The organism is Pseudomonas sp. SMV7 (assembly GCF_052041995.1).
Lineage (GTDB): Bacteria > Pseudomonadota > Gammaproteobacteria > Pseudomonadales > Pseudomonadaceae > Aquipseudomonas.
In genome coordinates this window covers 291,565-308,772 of record NZ_JBKGGT010000003.1, presented here as the reverse complement: position 1 = coordinate 308,772, position 17,208 = coordinate 291,565, and the positions used below count along the sequence as shown (strand labels likewise).

The window sequence follows — 17,208 nt, the reverse complement described above, 5'->3', positions numbered from 1 at the left end:
AATGGAAACCCGAGCCCATCACGTCCTCATCGGCCTGGTCACCGTTCTGGTGGTGGCCGGCGCCATGCTGTTCGGCCTGTGGCTGACCAAATCCAGTGTCGACGACGCTTTCAAAGACTACGAGGTGGTGTTCAACGAAGCTGTCTCCGGCCTGTCGCGCGGCAGCCCGGTGCAATACAACGGCATCAAGGTGGGTGATGTGTCCACCCTGCGACTGGACCCGAAAGACCCGCGCCGGGTACTGGCGCGGGTGCGCCTGAGCGCCGACACCCCGGTGAAGGAAGACACCCAGGCCAAGCTGACCCTGGCCGGGGTAACCGGCAACTCGTTCATCCAGCTCAGCGGCGGTACCCCACAAAGCCCGGAACTGAAAGGCAAGGACGGCAAGCTGCCGGTGATCATCGCTTCACCCTCGCCGATCTCGCGCCTGCTCAATGACAGCAGCGACCTGGTCACCAACATCAACCTGCTGCTGCACAACGCCAACCAGATGTTCTCCGAGGACAATATCGGCCACCTGAGCAACACCCTGGCCAACCTCGACAAGACCACCGGTGCCTTCGCCGGCGAGCACGGCGGCATCGCCCAGGCCATCGAGCAACTGGTGCAGGTGGGCAAACAAGCCAGCGCCACCCTGGCCGAGACCCAGGCGCTGATGCGCAATGCCAACGGTCTGCTGGGCAGCGAGGGCAAGCAGGCGATCGGCAGTGCCGAGCAGGCCATGCAATCGCTGGCCGAAAGCACCGCAACCATCAACCGCCTGCTCGAAGACAATCGCGAAGCGATCGGCGACGGCGCCCAGGGCCTGAACCAGCTCAGCCCGGCGATTCGCGAACTGCGCGAAACGCTTAACGCACTCAAGGGTATTTCCCGGCAACTGGAGGCCGACCCCAGCGGTTACCTGCTAGGCCGCGACAACAACAAGGAGTTCCAGCCATGAAACCGTCGCTGCGCCTGCTGGCCCTGGCGGCCGCGCTGAGCCTGGCCAGTGCCTGCTCGATTCTGCCGCAGAGCGAACCCGTCGACCTCTATCGCCTGCCGGTCAACCAAGCCAGCCGTATGGTGCCAGCGCTTGACTGGTCACTGCGCCTGAACAAGCCGCTGGCCAGCGAGGTGCTGGCCGGCCCGCGGATTGCCGTGGTTCCCCAGGGCAATGTGGTCAGCAGCTACAAGGGCGCGCGCTGGAGCGATGCGGTGCCGGTGCTGCTGCGCAACCGCTTGCTGGACGGTTTTCAGCGTGACGGCCGGGTACAGCGGCTGAGCGCTGACGACAGCAACCTGCAGGCCGACTTTGAGCTGGCTGGCGAGCTGCTGGCGTTCCAGAGTGAATACCGGGCGGATGGGGTGGTGGAAGTGGTGATCCGCTATGACGCTCGGCTGGTACAGGGGCGCACGCAGCGCATCCTCGCCAGCAAGCGCTTCGAAATCCGCAAACCGTTGGCCGACCGGCAGGTGCCAGCGGTCGTCGCAGGCTTTGGCCAGGCGTGTGACCAACTGGCAGGGCAAGTGGTGGGCTGGACCATTGCCCAGGCAGGTAGCGTTCCCGCGCCCTGAAAGCCTGTCCGCGTCGTGTAGGCGCGGACAGTAGCGCAGATGACTCAGGCGAAGAACCAGTAGCAGACGAAGATCGCCGCAATCACACCGCTCAATTCCGCCAGCAATGCGCAACCGACCGCATGGCGCACCCGCTGGATACCCACGGCACCGAAGTACACCGCCAGCACATAGAAGGTGGTTTCGGTGCTGCCCTGGATAGTTGCTGCCACCAGCGCGGGGAAGCTGTCGACGCCGTGGGTTTGCATGGTCTCGATCAGCATCGCCCGCGCGGCACTGCCGGAGAACGGCTTGACCAGCGCCGTGGGCAAGCCCTCGACGAAACGGGTGTCCAGGCCCATCCAGGTGACCAGATGGCGGATGCCGTCCAGAGCCATCTCCAGGGCGCCAGACGCGCGCAGGACGCCCACCGCCACCAGCATCGCCACCAGATAGGGCAACAGCCCTTTGGCCACATCGAACCCTTCCTTGGCGCCTTCCACGAACGCTTCATAGACCTGTACCCGCCTCAGGGCGCCAATTACCAGGAACAGAATGATCACGCCAAACAAGGTGAGGTTGCCCAGGATCGACGACAGGCTGGCCAGTGCAGCCGCAGACAGGGTGCCCAGGAACGCCATGAAGCCACCCAGCAGCAAGGCGCCCGGAACCAGGTAGGCGAGCACCACCGGGTCCCACAGGCGCAAGCGCTGCATCACCGCTACCGACAACAGGCCGACCAGGGTCGAGACACTGGTGGCCAGCAGGATGGGCAGGAACACCATGGTCGGGTCCGCTGCGCCCTGCTGGGCGCGGTACATGAAGATGGTTACCGGCAGCAGGGTCAACGACGAAGCGTTGAGTACCAGGAACAGGATCTGTGCATTGCTCGCCGTGGTGCTGCTGGGGTTCAGCTCCTGCAACGCACGCATGGCCTTGAGGCCGATCGGGGTGGCGGCATTATCCAGCCCCAGGCCGTTGGCGGCAAAGTTCATGGTGATCAGGCCCAGGGCAGGGTGGCCGGGCGGGACCTCGGGCATCAGCCGCGCGAATAGCGGGCCAAGCACCCGGGCCAGCCATTCGACGATGCCAGCCTTTTCGGCAATCTTGAGAAAGCCCAGCCAAAGGGTCAGTGTGCCGAACAACAGCACCATGACTTCGACCGACAGCTTGGCCATGGCAAAGATGCTCTCGACCATGGCCGCGAAGATACCGGGGTTGCCGCCAACCAGCCACTGCGCCAGCGCGGACACGGCCGCCACCAGGAAAAAACCAAGCCAAAGGCCGTTGAGCATCCGTGTATTCCCCCTGAAAAATGCCCGAATGATAGCGTATCGGGCCTCTCGCGACCGCTCCTGCAGGAAGCCGCGCACACTCCGTAAAACAAAAAGCCCCGACAAGTCGGGGCTTCTGGTCAAACGTGAATGAGGCTTAGCGCTTGGCAGCTTCGCCAACCACCGCGGCTTCCTGTTTGCCGGCCATCAGCGAGGCGTAGTACTTCTCGCCCTTGACGGCATCGTACATGCCTTCCCAACGCGCGATGACCAGGGCTGCCAGGGCGTTGCCCACAACGTTCAAGGCGGTACGGGCCATGTCCATGATGCGGTCGACACCGGCGATGAAGGCCAGGCCTTCGAGCGGAATGCCCACGCTGCCCAAGGTAGCCAGCAGGACCACGAAGGACACGCCCGGTACGCCCGCGATACCTTTGGAGGTAACCATCAGGGTCAGGACCAGCAGCAGCTGTTGGCTCCACGACAGGTCGATACCGTACAGCTGGGCAATGAAGATGGCCGCGATGCTCTGGTACAGGGTCGAACCGTCGAGGTTGAAGGAGTAGCCGGTCGGTACCACGAACGAGCAGATCGACTTCGGTGCCCCGTACTTCTCCATCTTCTCGATCACGCGCGGCAGCACGGTTTCCGAGCTGGAGGTGGAGTAGGCGAGGATCAGCTCATCTTTCATGATGCGCATGATCTTGATCACCGAGAAGCCAAACAGGCGGGCGACCAGGCCCAGCACCATGAAGGCGAAGAAGGCGATGGCGAAGTACACCAGCAGCACCAGCTTGGCCAGCGGCAGCAGCGAGCTGAAGCCGAAGTTGGCCACGGTCACCGCGATCAGGGCGAACACGCCGATCGGGGCGTAGTTCATGATCATGTGGGTGACCTTGAACATGGTCTCGGAAACCGCCTGGAAGGTGCGCACCAGCGGGTCGCGCAGCTCCGCCTGCAAGCTCGACAGGCCCAGGCCGAACATCACCGAGAAGAAGATGATCGGCAGCATCTCGCCGCGCATCAGCGCTGCAAAGATGTTCGACGGGATCAGGTTGAGCAGGGTCTCGATGAAGGCGTGCTCATGTTGTACCTCGGCCGCGGTAGCCTGGTACTTGGAGATGTCGACGGTGCCCAGGGTGCTCATGTCGATGCCGGCACCAGGGTGGAACAGGTTCGCCAGCACCAGGCCCACGAGAATGGCGATGGTGGTGACCACTTCGAAGTAGATGATGGTCTTCAGGCCGATACTGCCGAGTTTTTTCGCGTCGCCAACCCCGGCGATGCCCACGATCAGCGACGAAATCACGATCGGGACGACGATCATCTTGATCAGGCGAATGAAGATGTCACCAGCGGGCTGGAGGACGTTGCTGATCCACCATGCCTTTTCCGCACTGAAGTGATTCAGTAGCGCGCCGATTGCAACACCCAGGACCAGACCGATGACGATCTGCCAGGCGAGGCTCAGTTTTGCCTTCTTCATGTCTTTACCCTTTGTTCTAGTGGTCATGGGCACCCAACGGAAACGCTTGTAACAGAGCCGTTGCCCAGCGCATGGGCAGCAGATGTTCCGTCCGGCGAGTTCATGTAAGGACACCGCGGGCAAGCGACAGAACGCTCGGCCAGCGAAAAAGGCGGCAACTATTGCGATGGCAAAGGGGGAAATCTAATGCCGGAAACGCATGGCCCATACCGTTTATGCATAGGAATTTTGGCCATCAGGTTGGGTTCGCAAGTACTTGATTTATAACGTTCGGAATTCCGAACAAGACCAAACCGCCATATTTCGGCAGATTTGGCAGGGTCTAAAGCGCAGAAAAGATGGCTTGTTCGACTATCCGAATGGCGTAAATGCCACCTGGGCGAAGGCCAGACTGGTCGAGAAAAAATGATGTACGGTCGAAACAAAATGTGTCTCGAAAGGCTGGTCGTACAGGGAAGGGATGGCATGGCTCCTCGGAAGCCAGGTCTGGCCAGGTACCCTGTGGCACCGCCGACCTGATGCTTCCGATTCCGCCTTTCCTGACCCGGCCCATTGCTGGAGGCACTCCCTGTACCCCTAGGCCACTCCGATCCAGTAGCAATCAGAACAGCCCGGCCCCCTGGTCATGTGCTGCCCCTCCTCGGGGCGGCGCATCTTGGAAGGCCGAACTATAGAAAGGTTCGGCTTCCGTTACGTGACAGTGCATGACCTTGCACCCGTACCGCAGCAAGCTCAGTACCAGTTCGGGTCACGCTTGAGCTGCTCTTGCAGCATCGCCTTCATGCCGTCATCCGGCTTGCCCAGCCAGCGATACTGGGCGTGGCGGGTAGGCGACTTGTCCTTGGGCAAGCCCTCGGGCACTTCGACGAGCATCCCGTAGGCATCGTCCTTGTCCCAGCTGAACGCCACGATCAGGCGCTTGTAGGTGCAGTTGTCCTGCCGTTCGCACAACGGACCGACCAGATACTTGTCACCATCCTCGGTCACGGCCGACATCTGCTGCTGGGAACTGCCGGTCAGATTGACCACCCAATCGGGCAGGCGTTCCTCGCCTTTGATTGCGTCCTGCCAGGTTTCCCGGTACTCGGGGTCCGAGCCGAGCAGCTGGTCGACCCGGAACTGGCCGTCATTGGCCGCCATCGCCGCTGCACTGCCGCCTAGTAACCCGGCGGCAGCCAGGGCTGTCCAACGCTTCCGGCCCATCTTTAACCTCGTCCACGTCCAAAGAAGAAGGAGGCTACGAACAGCACCAGGAAGACGATGAAGAGAATCTTCGCGATACCGGTGGCAGCGCCTGCGATACCACCGAAGCCCAGTACTGCGGCGACAATGGCGATGATGAGGAAAGTGATAGCCCAGCTCAGCATGATGGTTCTCCTTTCTTTTTCGAAATCGGTCCGATCCCTGGGTCAGAAGACCCAGCGATCCTGCGGCACGACAGTTTCCACAGTGGCCGGTGAAGCTTTGTCCCGGCCAGCAGACACCGGGTCGGTGGCCCTGACCAAGGTATTGGCACGGGTCGCCTGGATCTGGGTCAACAGGGCGGTCTGGGCCGCCACTTGCTCGGCCAGGCGCGCGGTCTGCCAGCTGTAGTAGAAGAGGCCGGCCGCCAGGGTCAGCAGCAGCGCCATACCCAGTGTCAGCACCTGGCGCAGGGGCAGTGCGGCGTTCTGCGAGCGTTTGACGGATTGACGGTTCATGCCGGCTCCTCCTGCTGTAATTTTTGTTCAAACCTGAACAGGTAATTGCAGCCTGCATGCCAGCTTTCGATATTCGATAAACTCCTTTTAATTCAATGAGTTATTCACATCATCCATACCATCCAAGCACGTATCCTGCACGATGCCATCCTTGCAGTCGTGCGAATTGCACGATCGTTCAGCCTTCTACCTTGGTGGCCACCTTGAGCAAGTCTGCGTCGACGCCACGCACACCCACGATCTGCCGGGCAATCTCGACGGCAATGGTTTTCTGCTCGCTGCTGACCACCTCGCCCGCCAGCCGCACCAGGCCCTCGTCACTGGCTACCTTGAGGTTAAGGCCGTCCAGGTTGCGGCTGAAGCGGTAGCTGTTCTGGATCTTGTCGATGATCCAGCTGTCGCTCGGTTGCGGGCCGGTCGGCAGGCCCACGGGGGCTTCCCCGGCCTTGGCCATGGCTGCGGAATCCAGGCTGACCAGGTTGTTGACCAGTTGCACACCGTCGGTGGTACGCGCTACCACGCCGGCGAGTTCCTTGGCTTCGGCACTGTCGACCCGGCCCCGCAGGGTGACCACCCCCTCACTGCTTTGCACATCTATAGGGGCGTTCTCGGTGGTCCGGCTCCACAGCAGCCGGGCACGGATTACCGCCGCCAGTGTGGCGTCCTCCAGACGCTGGGCGTAGGCACGCAATTCGAGCGGGCGCTCCACCAGTTGGGCGTTGACCCGCAGCTGGTTGTCCACCTTTTCGATTCCACGAGTGGCCAAGGCGATATGCTCGGCCAGTTGGCGTTCGACGTCATTCTCCACCTCACCGGAAAGCCGCGCCTGCTTGCCATCCACCTCGACCTCGATACGGAACAGGTCGAGCATTCGGTTCAACGACAGCGCCGTTTGTAACGCGCCTTCGAGACGCGCGTCCTGAACGGGGTCGGCAAATGCCGGGGAGAACGCTGGCAGCAAGGCAGCTGCCAACACGGCGGTCCGCAGGTAAAAAGTCATGGCAATGCCTCCTTTCTGTAGGCAAATACTGAAAATCATCGCAACCAATGTGCCATCCGCGACCTCTAAGCAAATCACTGGAATAGCGCGGCCTGTGGCCATTGATTGGCCATTGGCTAGCATGCAAAGGTCCGATTCCTTCAGAATTGACCATGCAATTTGCCCGATTTTTCCCACACTAATTTGAAGACCTATCCCTAAGGAGCGCAGGACATGGAATCAGCTCAGGACAATCAAGGCCGCATTCTGCTGGTGGATGACGAGTCGGCGATCCTGCGCACCTTCCGCTACTGCCTGGAGGACGAAGGCTACAGCGTGGCCACGGCCAACAGCGCGGCGCAGGCCGAAAGCCTGTTGCAGCGGCAGGTATTCGACCTGTGCTTCCTTGATTTGCGCCTGGGCGAAGACAACGGCCTCGACGTGCTGGCCCAGATGCGTATCCAGGCCCCCTGGATGCGAGTGGTGATCGTGACCGCACACTCGGCGATCGACACGGCGGTGGACGCGATCCAGGCCGGTGCTGCCGACTATCTGGTGAAACCGTGCAGCCCCGACCAACTGCGCCTGGCTACCGCCAAGCAGCTGGAAGTGCGCCAGCTGTCGGCCCGCCTCGAGGCCCTTGAAGGTGAAATGCGCAAGCCCAAGGACGGCCTCGACTCGCACAGCCCGGCCATGATGGCAGTGCTGGAAACCGCCCGGCAGGTTGCCACCACCGACGCCAACATCCTCATTCTGGGTGAGTCCGGTACCGGTAAGGGCGAACTTGCCCGAGCCATCCATGGCTGGAGCAAGCGGGCGCGCAAAGCCTGCGTGACCATCAATTGCCCGTCGCTGAATGCCGAGTTGATGGAGAGCGAGCTGTTCGGTCACACTCGCGGCGCGTTCACCGGTGCCAGCGAGAGCACCCTCGGGCGGGTCAACCAGGCCGACGGCGGTACTTTGTTCCTCGACGAGATCGGCGATTTCCCGCTGACCTTGCAGCCCAAGCTGCTGCGCTTCATTCAGGACAAGGAATACGAACGTGTCGGCGACCCGGTCACCCGCCGTGCCGATGTGCGTATCCTGGCCGCCACCAACCTCAACCTCGAAGAGATGGTGCGCGAAAGCCGCTTCCGCGAAGACTTGCTGTACCGCCTGAACGTCATCACCCTGCACCTGCCGCCGCTGCGCGAGCGCAGTGAAGACATCCTGACCCTGGCCGACCGCTTCCTCGCCCGCTTCGTCAAGGAGTACTCCCGACCCGCCCGAGGTTTCAGTGACGAAGCCCGGGCGGCGCTGCTCAACTATCGCTGGCCTGGCAACATTCGTGAACTGCGCAACGTGGTAGAGCGGGCCAGTATCATCTGCCCGCAGGAACGCGTGGAAGTCAGCCACCTGGGCATGGGCGAGCAGCCTGCGGGCAACACCCCACGCGTTGGCGCCGCCCTGAGCCTGGATGAACTGGAGCGCGCTCACATCGGCGCAGTGCTGGCGGCCAGCGATACCCTGGACCAGGCTGCCAAGACCCTCGGGATCGATGCCTCCACCCTGTATCGCAAGCGCAAGCAGTACAATCTATGAAGTGGCCGCCCATGAAGCTGCGCACGCGGCTCTTCCTCAGTATCTCGGCGCTGGTTACCGTGGCGCTGCTGGGCCTGCTGCTGGGGTTGGTCAGCGTGCTGCAGATGGCTACGGTGCAACAGCAACTGGTGCGCGACACCACCCATGTCCTGGAGGTCGGGCTGAAGTTGCGCCAGAACCTCGGCGAACAGCTGACCCTCATCCTTGACGAGGACACCACCCCAGAGAGCCTGCGGTTGCTGCAGGAGGACTTCCAGACCCTGCTCAACCAGGCCTTGGAGCAAGGCGGCGAGCGTACCAGCTTCAGCAAGGCCAGCAGTAATTACCAGGCCTTCCTCCAGGCCTACCGAGAAAGCACCGCACCTGCCCGCAGCATGGGAGCGGAGCAACCGTTGGGTGCCGCCTTCAACCAGGTGCGCAGCGACCTGATCGACTCTCACAAACAGGCCCTGGAACATATCACCCGCAGTGAAGAACGCACCCGCGACCACGCCCTGCTGATCAGCGGCATGATGGGCATGATGGGGCTGGTTGTGCTGGCTCTCGGCTTCGTCACCGCGCATAACATCGCACGGCGCTTCGGCCAGCCGATCGAAGCCCTGGCCCAAGCGGCCGACCAGCTTGGCAAGGGCAATTTCGACGTGACCCTGCCAGTTACCCAGGCCGCCGAACTGAACCAGCTGACCCGCCGCTTCGGCCTGATGGCCGAAGCCTTGCGCAAACACCAGGCCACCAACGTCGATGAGCTGCTGGCCGGCCAGCAGCGCCTGCAGGCCGTCCTGGACAGCATCGACGATGGCCTGTTGATCATTGACCGCCAAGGCCGCCTGGAGCACCTCAACCCTGTGGCCCAGCGCCAGTTGGGCTGGGCCGACAGCCGGGTCGGAAGCAGCCTGGCCGAGGCCTTGCAACGCCCGGAACTGGAACAACAGCTACGCCAGGTACTGCGCGGGGGCAACCTCGACCGCCCGCCAGACGACCTGAATATTGAGGTCGATGACGAAACCCGCCTGCTCACCTACAGCCTGACACCGGTCAGCCACCCGCAAGGGCCGATCCTTGGCGCGGTAATGGTGTTGCATGATGTCACCGAGCAGCGGGCCTTCGAGCGCGTACGCAGCGAGTTCGTCCTGCGCGCCTCGCACGAGTTACGTACCCCGGTAACCGGCATGCACATGGCGTTCGGCCTGTTGCGCGAGCGCCTCAAGTTTCCGCCAGAGGCCCGTGAGCATGACTTGCTGGAAACCATTGGCGAGGAAATGCAGCGCCTGACCCAGTTGATAAATGATCTGCTCAATTTCAGCCGCTACCAGAGCGGGCTGCAAAAGCTCGAACTGGCCCCGTGCGCCATCGATGAGCTGCTTGAACGCGCCCAGCTGCGCTTTGCCGAGCAGGCGGCACACAAACAGATCGAGCTGATCAGGGAGCTGGAACCGCCACTACCACGCATTCAGGCGGACGTCACCCAGCTTGACCGGGTACTGGACAACCTGCTGCACAACGCCATCCGCCATACCGCCAGTGGCGGGCGAATCCGCCTGCATGCGCGACGCCACGCGGAACGGGTGATCGTCAGTGTCGAGGATAACGGCGAGGGCATTGCCTATGGCCAGCAGGGGCGCATCTTCGAGCCCTTCGTGCAGGTAGGCCGCAAGAAAGGCGGCGCGGGGCTGGGGCTGGCGTTGTGCAAGGAAATCGTGCAACTGCATGGCGGGCGCATGGGGGTATTTTCCAGGCCGGGGCAGGGCACCCAGTTCTACATGGCGCTGCCGGTGTGATGCCCTCGGGCCACCAACTCGGCGAACTGCCGGGCATTCAACGGCCGTGCGAACAGCCAGCCCTGGCCATAATGGACCCCTTCGCTGCTGAGCAGCACCGCCTGGTCTTCACACTCGATACCTTCGGCAATCACCCGCAGATGCAGGTCATGAGCCATGCGGATGATATGCGGGGCAACGCCACTGCTGGCAGCATCATGCCCCAGGGCATCGATGAACGCCTTGTCGATCTTCAGGCAGTCCACCGGCAGGGTCTGCAGGTAGGCCAGGCTGGAATAACCGGTGCCAAAATCGTCAATCAGCACCTGATGCCCCACCGCCCGCAGCGCCTGCAGGTTATCGCGGGCCACCACCACATCGATCAGGCCGCGTTCGGTCACCTCGAAAGCAATCTGGCTGGCCGCCACTTTGTGCAAGGCCAACAGGCGTGCTGCCACCCGGCCAATCCGCGGCACCATCACATCGCAGGCCGCCAGGTTTACCGAAATGTACAAGTTGGGGTGCGAGCGCAGCAGTTGCCCTAGCTGTTCCAGCACGCGTTGCAGGACAAAGTCGGTAATCTGGCGAATCTGCCCGGTGTTCTCCGCCAGCGGAATGAACAGGTCCGGGCTGGTCAGCGTCCCGTCCGGGCGGCGCCAGCGCACCAGCGCCTCGGCCCCCACGCAACGGCGGGTGTCGAGTTCGAAGATCGGCTGGTAGAGCACCTGCAACTCGCCACGGCGCAAGGCATTCTGCAGCTCCGAACTCATTGACCGCTTTTGCAGGATCAGTTGCAGCACCAGCCAGCCGATGCAGCAGGCGGCCAGCACGCTGCCGGGAAACAGCAGCCAGAGCATGCCGTTCATCTTCAACGGCAGTTTTGCCCGTGGGGCGATCAGCACCAGTTGGTAGTCCGGTGACTTGGTCGGCATGCGATAGATCAGCCGGTCGCTGAGTTCCAGCAGGGACTTGTGGCTTGCCGACCAGGCCGAGGGTGGCGGCCACACCTGTGGCGGGCCCAATACCGGGATGGCCCGGGCGCCATTGTCCAGGACCACCACCAGGCTGCCGCCCGGGGGCAGGTCGACCACATCGGTGAGGTGCCCACGCGAGGTGGACACCACGAACTTGCCTCGCCCCAGCATCAGCGCGGCCAGGTTCTCGTTCGGCTCGGTCGTGGTGTTCAGCCAATAACTGTAGGTCGGGCCCTGGATGTCAGGCGCACGCAAGGGTTCGAAGGGCCGCTCGTCACCGCGGCTGGAACAGGCGATGTCACCGTCCACGTATGCTGCCTCATAAATGAAGCGCGAACCCAGACTGACCTGCTGCAATGCCGTGAGCATCGCCGCGCTGCAACCGCGCAAAGGCTGCGCCTGCAACAGGTCAACCCCTTCACGCAACTGGCCGAACACCTGCTCGAGACGCTCGAGAAAGCGCTCGCCCTGGGCATTCATCTGTGCGCTCTCGCTTTGCTTCATCTGCTGCAAGGCGATGCCGATGCTGGCGGACAGCAACAGTGCGGCACTGGCCAATGCGGCCATTATGGCCAGCATCCAGGGATGGTAAAAAATTTGGCGCAGCAAGACGATGAAGGCTGGCATCGAAGGCATCCAGTTGATTACTAAGGTATAGCAACTGGATCAGGAATCACCCTTGCCGTTTGGCGCCTCGATCAAACCCGTAGCATCCTTCGCGCAGCCTTAACGCATGCGATTGAGCACCTGCAGCATCGCCGCCGTCTGGGCATCGGGCATGCCATCGAAACGCTGCGGGCGGAAACGCATCTGGAAGGCGGCGATCACATGGCGGGTGGCAACGTCCAGCACCCCGGTTTGCTCGATCGCGTAGCCAAACCGCGCCAGTTCCTGTTGATACCAGCTGACGCTCGGTGGGTTGACATTGAAATAGGCCTGCTGCCGCGCCACTGCATTGGCATCCGGCCAGATACCCAAACCGGCATCGGCCAGGCGTTTCCAGGGGAACAGCGGCCCTGGGTCCAGTTTGCGCAGCGGTGCGATGTCGCTGTGGCCAATGATGTGTCGTGGCTCGATGTTGTTACGTTTCACGATGTCCTTGAGCAGCGCGATCAACGACTGGATCTGCGCTTCGCTGTAGGGGTGCCAGACCCGGCCATTCGGCGTATCGGTGAAACCCGGGTTGACGATTTCGATACCAATGGAAGACGAATTCAGCCAAGTCCGGCCCTGCCACTGGCTGTCCCCTGCATGCCAGGCGCGCCGGCTTTCGTCCACCAGCTGGTAAACCGTGCCCGGGCCGTCACCAATCAGGTAGTGGCTGCTGACTTCGCCATGGGTCAGCAAGGCCAGGGACCGCTCCAGCGAGGCATTGGTGTAGTGCAGGACAACGAACTGGATACGGTTGTCCTGATTGGCCGAAGGATGGCTACGGTCGATGCGCAAGCCCGTCGAGCAACCGGCAACAGACAACAGCAAGAAGGAAATCAGCGTTCTTTTAAGCGTGGAAAGCACGTCAGTGGCCTCAGCGAATGAGCGCTACAGTATAACGTGCTCCCCGAGCGCCGTGCTTGCCGCGAGTCAGCAGCAAACGGCTAAGCCTGCTCGACCCGATTGCGCCCCAGTTCCTTGGCCCGGTACAGCGCCGCATCGGCGCGCTTGAGCACCTGGTCGCCACGCTCCCCGGCGCGGAACGCACTGAGGCCGATGGAGGTGGTGATCACCACCCGTTCGCCCTTGAAGTGGAACGGGCAGGCCTCAACCGTGGCACGCAGCACCTCGGCCACCTTGGCGGCCGCTGCCGGCGAGGCATGCGGTAGCAACAGAACAAACTCCTCGCCACCAAAACGGGCGATGAACTCGTGGCCGCTCAAGCGTTTGCGCAACTGGTCGGCGACAATCTTCAATACCTTGTCCCCTGCCAGGTGCCCGTAGCTGTCGTTGATGCGCTTGAAATGGTCCAGGTCGAGGATTGCCATCGCCAGGTGGCCGCCGTTTTCCTGCCAGTCGATCGTTTCACGTTCGACCCGCTCGCTCCAGGCCGCACGGTTTGGCAGGCCGGTAAGCGGGTCGAGCAAGGCTTTCTGCCGCTGCTCCTCCAGATGCTCGCGGTAGCCGAGCGCCTCCTGCTCCATGTTCGCCACCCGCTCCGACAGCCCTTGCAGGCGCCCTGCCAACTCTTGCTCGCGGCGATCGCGCTCGAGCTTGTGCTGGTCCATGGTCACCAACAGGCCTTCGAGGCGGTTATCCAGGATGTGCTTGAGGCTGTCGACGTCAGCGGCGCCCAGCACACTGCTCTGCAGCCCGTCGACGTGCTCCCGCAGCTGGGTATCCAGCTCACGAGCTGCGGAACTGTTGTCGGCGTGGCCGACGCTGGCTTCGTGCAGGTGGCTCTGGAAGCCTTCCAGGCGCTCGTTCAGCTGCTGCAGGTAGGTTTCGAATTCATGCTGGCCGCTGTCGGTGATCGCCAGCATGAGCACGGCCAGGTCATCCAGCACCGGGATCAACTCATACCAGTTCAAGCCGCGGGCGACCCGTTCGCGCATCTCCAGTGCCTGCGCCTTGTGCCGCTCGGGCAGGCTGAGGTCATCGAGCAGGCCGATCAGGGTTTGCTCGATGTGCGCCGCCACCTGGCTGTACGGCGGCTCTACCGCGTAGGGCAGGGCATAAGGGCCGTCTTCTTCGAAGGCAGCTTCAACTGCCTGTGGTGGTTGCGCTTCAGCCTGGGGCTCGCTGTCGACAGCTTGCGCCACGGGTGCGTCATCCGTCGCTGGCTGCGGTAGCGGGGCTGGGGCTATTTCAGCCGTTTCGATCAGCGCCGGGCCAGCTACCTCCAGCAGCGGCTCGGGCGTTGCAGGCGCCTCGTCAACAGCGGCTGAAAGGTTTTGCAGCGGCTGCAACGCATCCACATCATCGGCCTGCGGGGCTTCAAGATCGCCACTAGACGCCTGGGGCTGCGTGGCTGCCACAGGTAACACTGTCGAAACAGGTGTCGGCTCGCCTTGCGTGTCGTCCTCACGGCTGCCGAACAAGCGCTGCAGCAACCCCGGCCGGGACTCTTCACCGCGCTTGCCCAGGGCGGACAGCGCACGGCCCTGCAGGCCGCTCAGTTCGCCCAGCAACGGTGGCAGATCGCGTGACTGGGCAACCCCACCTTCGAGCTTCTTCGCCAGTTTCTTCAGCGGCCTGGAGACATCGTTTGGCAACGGCAGGCCTTGCAGTTGGCCAACCAGAGCGGTCAGCGCGTCACCGACCTGGTTCATGCGGGTTTCCCGACGCTGCTCGGAATCCAGTACCGCTTTCTCCAGGCGCGGAATCAGGCCGGCAAGGCCAGCGTCCATGTTGTCGCTGCGGATGACCTCGCGCATTTCCTTCATGCACTGGTCCACCACCTTGTCACTGCCCTCGGCAGCCAGGGTGCTGCGGACCAGGCCGCGACGCAGCAAGTCGAGACGGGCTTCCCAACGGCGCTCGAGCTTTTCCTGCTGCTCGATGCTTTTCAGGTATTTTTCTTTCCAGCGCTCAGCGTCTTCAGTCATGCCCGGGTCCGCAAACGGTGATGGCAATTAGCTTGGGACCGGCAGCGTATCCACAGTCAATGCATCAGGCAATCGAATCTCGACTGCAACGGGTAGGTGATCTGAAATCGGCTGTGCCAGCACCTCGACACGTTCCAGCGTGAGGCTTGGGCTGAGCAGGATGTGGTCCAGACAACGCTGTGGCCGCCAGCTCGGGAAGGTGGCCTCGACTTGCGGTGCAACCAGGCCCAGGTCGCGCAGCGGCGAGTGCTCCAGCAGGTCGGTGGCATGGGTATTCATGTCGCCCATCAGGACCTGGTGACGATAGCCGCCGATCAGCTCGCGAATGTAGCCCAGCTGCAACGCGCGGGTCTTGGCGCCGAGGGCCAGATGCATCATCACCACGATCAGCGCGTCTTCACCCTCGCCAAAACGCACCAGGATCGCACCGCGCCCGGCCGGGCCGGGTAATGGATGATCCTCGAGCAACTGTGGCTTCAGACGACTGAGCACGCCATTGCTGTGCTGGGCGAAACGCCCAAGGTTGCGGTTGAGTTGCTGATACCAGTAGGGGAAGGCGCCCAGGTGGGCGAGGTGCTCGACCTGGTTGACATAGCCCGAACGCAGGCTGCCACCATCGGCCTCCTGCAACGCCACCAGGTCGAAGTCGCCCAGCAGCTTGCCGATCTTCTGCAAATTGCCGGCACGGCCGTGGTGCGGCAGCAGGTGCTGCCAGCTGCGGGTCAGGTAATGCCGATAGCGCTCGGTGCTGATGCCCACCTGGATGTTGAAACTGAGTAGCCGCAAGCGACCATCTTCCGGCAGGCCAGGGGCGTGCAAGTGATGTTCGTTGACCTGCGGCTGGTGCAGGCCAATGCCACGCGTGGATCTGAAGCGGGGCATGGTTACGCCGCCTACTTGGCGGCGCGCTCCTTGGCGATCAACTGGTCGGCAACGTTCAGTACGCCTTCAGGCCCGCCGGCGGTACCCAGGTCAAAGCGGTACTTGCCGTTGACAACCATGCTCGGTACGCCGGTGATTTCGTACTTCTTGGCCAGCTCCTTGGCCTGGTTGACCTGGCCCTTGATGGCGAACGAGTTGAAAGTGGCGAGGAACTTGTCCTTGTCCACGCCCTGGGTGGCAAGGAAGTCGGCCATATCCTGCGGATCGGTCAGGCGCTTGCGCTGGTTCTGGATAGCGTCGAACACTGCCGCGTGCACCTTGTGCTCGACGCCCATGGCTTCGAGGGTCAGGAACATCTGGCCGTGCGCATCCCATGGGCCACCGAACATGGCGGGTACGCGCTTGAAGTTGACATCCTTGGGCAGTTTTTCGGCCCAGGGGTTGATGGTTGGTTCGAAGTGGTAGCAGTGTGGGCAGCCGTACCAGAACAACTCGACCACTTCGATCTTGCCAGGCACGGAAACCGGAACAGGGTTGCTCAGCTCGATGTATTCCTTGCCGGCTACAGGCTCGGCGGCCTGAACGGCAGTCATACCAAATACGCTGGCGGCGACCAGCGCAGCGCTGAGAATCAGTTTACGCATGCTTTACTCCTGAGCAGTCATGGGTCGCACCGGCGCGACCTGCACTGTGACAGGCCGGGAAGGGCTCGAGTTCTGTAGTGTAACGGCTGCGGACTGAAAAAAGGGCGGTCCGGCCGCCCTTTAAGCATTGGCCTACAACATTAACGGCAGGTTAACGGTGCGCCGGGCGGCAGCGGCCGTGCGCCATCACGACACAAGGCCGCCCCGCACCTCAATGCAGGCCCTGGATGTAGCTGGCCAACGCCTCGATGTCGTGGTTGCTCAGCTTGCCGGCAATGGTGCGCATGGTCATCGCATCGCCATCGTTGGTACGGTTGCCTTCACGGAAATCAGTGAGCTGCTTGGTTACATATTGCGCATGCTGGCCGCCGAGGTGCGGGAAGCCGGCCAGGGCGATGCCTGCGCCGTTGGGCGAGTGGCAGCCGGTGCAGGCTGGCATGCCTTTCTCCAGGTCGCCGCCGTTGAACAGCGCACGGCCACGCTCGACGAGCTTGGGATCGGCAGCGCCGACGCTGCCTTTCTGGCTGGAGAAATAGGCGGCGATATCAGCCAGGTCCTGGTCGTTGAAATTGGCCAGCATACCGGTCATTTCCAGCACGGTGCGCTTGCCCGACTTGATATCGTGCAGCTGCTTTTCGAGGTAGCGCTGGCCCTGGCCGGCCAGTTTCGGGAAGTTCGGTGCCAGGCTGTTGCCGTCGGGGTTGTGGCAGGCGCCACAGACGGCGGTCTTGGCCTGGCCGGCGGCAGCATCGCCTTTGATGGGTTGCGCAGCAGTGGCCGCACCTGCGACACCCAGGGTCAACAGCAGACTCACGACTAGTTTGTTCATCAGCTAATCCAACACGGCTAAGGGTGAAAT

At 62.4% G+C, this 17,208-nt stretch carries 16 protein-coding genes; 4 read left to right on the top strand and 12 right to left on the bottom strand.

What is annotated here, in order from left to right:
* Nucleotide 1 precedes the first annotated feature (1 nt).
* Together ACLEJP_RS06205 and ACLEJP_RS06200 are read left to right on the top strand one after the other, a co-directional pair.
* Nucleotides 2-940, top strand: a complete 939-nt coding sequence (locus tag ACLEJP_RS06205) for an MlaD family protein (RefSeq protein ID WP_440804934.1) — start codon at nucleotides 2-4, stop codon at nucleotides 938-940.
* Nucleotides 937-1,554 carry an ABC-type transport auxiliary lipoprotein family protein gene (locus tag ACLEJP_RS06200; RefSeq protein WP_440804933.1) on the top strand — a complete coding sequence of 206 codons (618 nt, stop codon included), beginning with the start codon at nucleotides 937-939 and terminating at the stop codon, nucleotides 1,552-1,554. Before ACLEJP_RS06205 ends, ACLEJP_RS06200 begins: the two co-directional genes overlap by 4 nt.
* Before the next feature lie 44 nt (nucleotides 1,555-1,598).
* Here the strand turns inward: ACLEJP_RS06200 and ACLEJP_RS06195 are convergent, their stop codons facing one another.
* The 6 genes from ACLEJP_RS06195 to ACLEJP_RS06170 form a co-directional block, all read right to left on the bottom strand.
* Nucleotides 1,599-2,828, bottom strand: a complete 1,230-nt coding sequence (locus ACLEJP_RS06195) for a nucleoside recognition domain-containing protein (RefSeq protein ID WP_440804932.1) — start codon at nucleotides 2,826-2,828, stop codon at nucleotides 1,599-1,601.
* A gap of 136 nt (nucleotides 2,829-2,964) precedes the next feature.
* Nucleotides 2,965-4,293 (bottom strand): glutamate/aspartate:proton symporter GltP, encoded by a 1,329-nt coding sequence (gltP, locus tag ACLEJP_RS06190; protein WP_440804930.1) that lies wholly within the window; start codon nucleotides 4,291-4,293, stop codon nucleotides 2,965-2,967.
* A 732-nt stretch (nucleotides 4,294-5,025) separates the two neighbouring features.
* The gene (locus tag ACLEJP_RS06185) at nucleotides 5,026-5,496 is read right to left on the bottom strand and encodes an inhibitor of vertebrate lysozyme family protein (RefSeq protein WP_440804928.1); all 471 of its coding nucleotides are present in this window, start codon (nucleotides 5,494-5,496) and stop codon (nucleotides 5,026-5,028) included.
* Between the two features lie 2 nt (nucleotides 5,497-5,498).
* Entirely contained in the window at nucleotides 5,499-5,660 is a 162-nt protein-coding gene (locus ACLEJP_RS06180) for a DUF1328 domain-containing protein (RefSeq protein ID WP_003252966.1), read from the bottom strand.
* 42 nt (nucleotides 5,661-5,702) lie between these two features.
* On the bottom strand, nucleotides 5,703-5,993 hold the full coding sequence (locus tag ACLEJP_RS06175) for a hypothetical protein (protein WP_440804927.1): 291 nt from the start codon (nucleotides 5,991-5,993) through the stop codon (nucleotides 5,703-5,705).
* Between the two features lie 178 nt (nucleotides 5,994-6,171).
* Nucleotides 6,172-6,993 (bottom strand): BON domain-containing protein, encoded by an 822-nt coding sequence (locus tag ACLEJP_RS06170; protein WP_440804926.1) that lies wholly within the window; start codon nucleotides 6,991-6,993, stop codon nucleotides 6,172-6,174.
* Between the two features lie 213 nt (nucleotides 6,994-7,206).
* Here ACLEJP_RS06170 and algB point away from each other — a divergent pair, with 213 nt between their 5' ends.
* Nucleotides 7,207-8,553 (top strand): sigma-54-dependent response regulator transcription factor AlgB, encoded by a 1,347-nt coding sequence (gene algB / locus ACLEJP_RS06165; RefSeq protein WP_440804925.1) that lies wholly within the window; start codon nucleotides 7,207-7,209, stop codon nucleotides 8,551-8,553.
* The gene (locus tag ACLEJP_RS06160; protein WP_440804923.1) at nucleotides 8,550-10,331 is read left to right on the top strand and encodes a KinB sensor domain-containing domain; all 1,782 of its coding nucleotides are present in this window, start codon (nucleotides 8,550-8,552) and stop codon (nucleotides 10,329-10,331) included. Before algB ends, ACLEJP_RS06160 begins: the two co-directional genes overlap by 4 nt.
* Here ACLEJP_RS06160 and ACLEJP_RS06155 read toward each other — a convergent pair.
* The 6 genes from ACLEJP_RS06155 to ACLEJP_RS06130 all read right to left on the bottom strand — a co-directional run bounded on the left by ACLEJP_RS06155 (nucleotide 10,310) and on the right by ACLEJP_RS06130 (nucleotide 17,178).
* A complete protein-coding gene (locus tag ACLEJP_RS06155; protein WP_440804922.1) occupies nucleotides 10,310-11,911 on the bottom strand; it encodes an EAL domain-containing protein in 1,602 nt (533 codons plus the stop codon). The two genes, ACLEJP_RS06160 and ACLEJP_RS06155, sit on opposite strands and share 22 nt — an antisense overlap.
* A 99-nt stretch (nucleotides 11,912-12,010) precedes the next feature.
* Nucleotides 12,011-12,799 carry an N-acetylmuramoyl-L-alanine amidase gene (locus ACLEJP_RS06150; RefSeq protein WP_440804921.1) on the bottom strand — a complete coding sequence of 263 codons (789 nt, stop codon included), beginning with the start codon at nucleotides 12,797-12,799 and terminating at the stop codon, nucleotides 12,011-12,013.
* An 80-nt stretch (nucleotides 12,800-12,879) separates the two neighbouring features.
* Nucleotides 12,880-14,823 carry a diguanylate cyclase gene (locus ACLEJP_RS06145; protein ID WP_440804919.1) on the bottom strand — a complete coding sequence of 648 codons (1,944 nt, stop codon included), beginning with the start codon at nucleotides 14,821-14,823 and terminating at the stop codon, nucleotides 12,880-12,882.
* 27 nt (nucleotides 14,824-14,850) lie between these two features.
* Nucleotides 14,851-15,705 carry an endonuclease/exonuclease/phosphatase family protein gene (locus tag ACLEJP_RS06140; protein ID WP_289128858.1) on the bottom strand — a complete coding sequence of 285 codons (855 nt, stop codon included), beginning with the start codon at nucleotides 15,703-15,705 and terminating at the stop codon, nucleotides 14,851-14,853.
* A gap of 11 nt (nucleotides 15,706-15,716) precedes the next feature.
* Nucleotides 15,717-16,349 carry a thiol:disulfide interchange protein DsbA gene (gene dsbA / locus ACLEJP_RS06135; protein WP_225779897.1) on the bottom strand — a complete coding sequence of 211 codons (633 nt, stop codon included), beginning with the start codon at nucleotides 16,347-16,349 and terminating at the stop codon, nucleotides 15,717-15,719.
* A 211-nt stretch (nucleotides 16,350-16,560) separates the two neighbouring features.
* Nucleotides 16,561-17,178, bottom strand: coding sequence for a c-type cytochrome (locus tag ACLEJP_RS06130; RefSeq protein ID WP_170027685.1), 618 nt, complete (start codon nucleotides 17,176-17,178; stop codon nucleotides 16,561-16,563).
* Nucleotides 17,179-17,208: the final 30 nt, after the last annotated feature.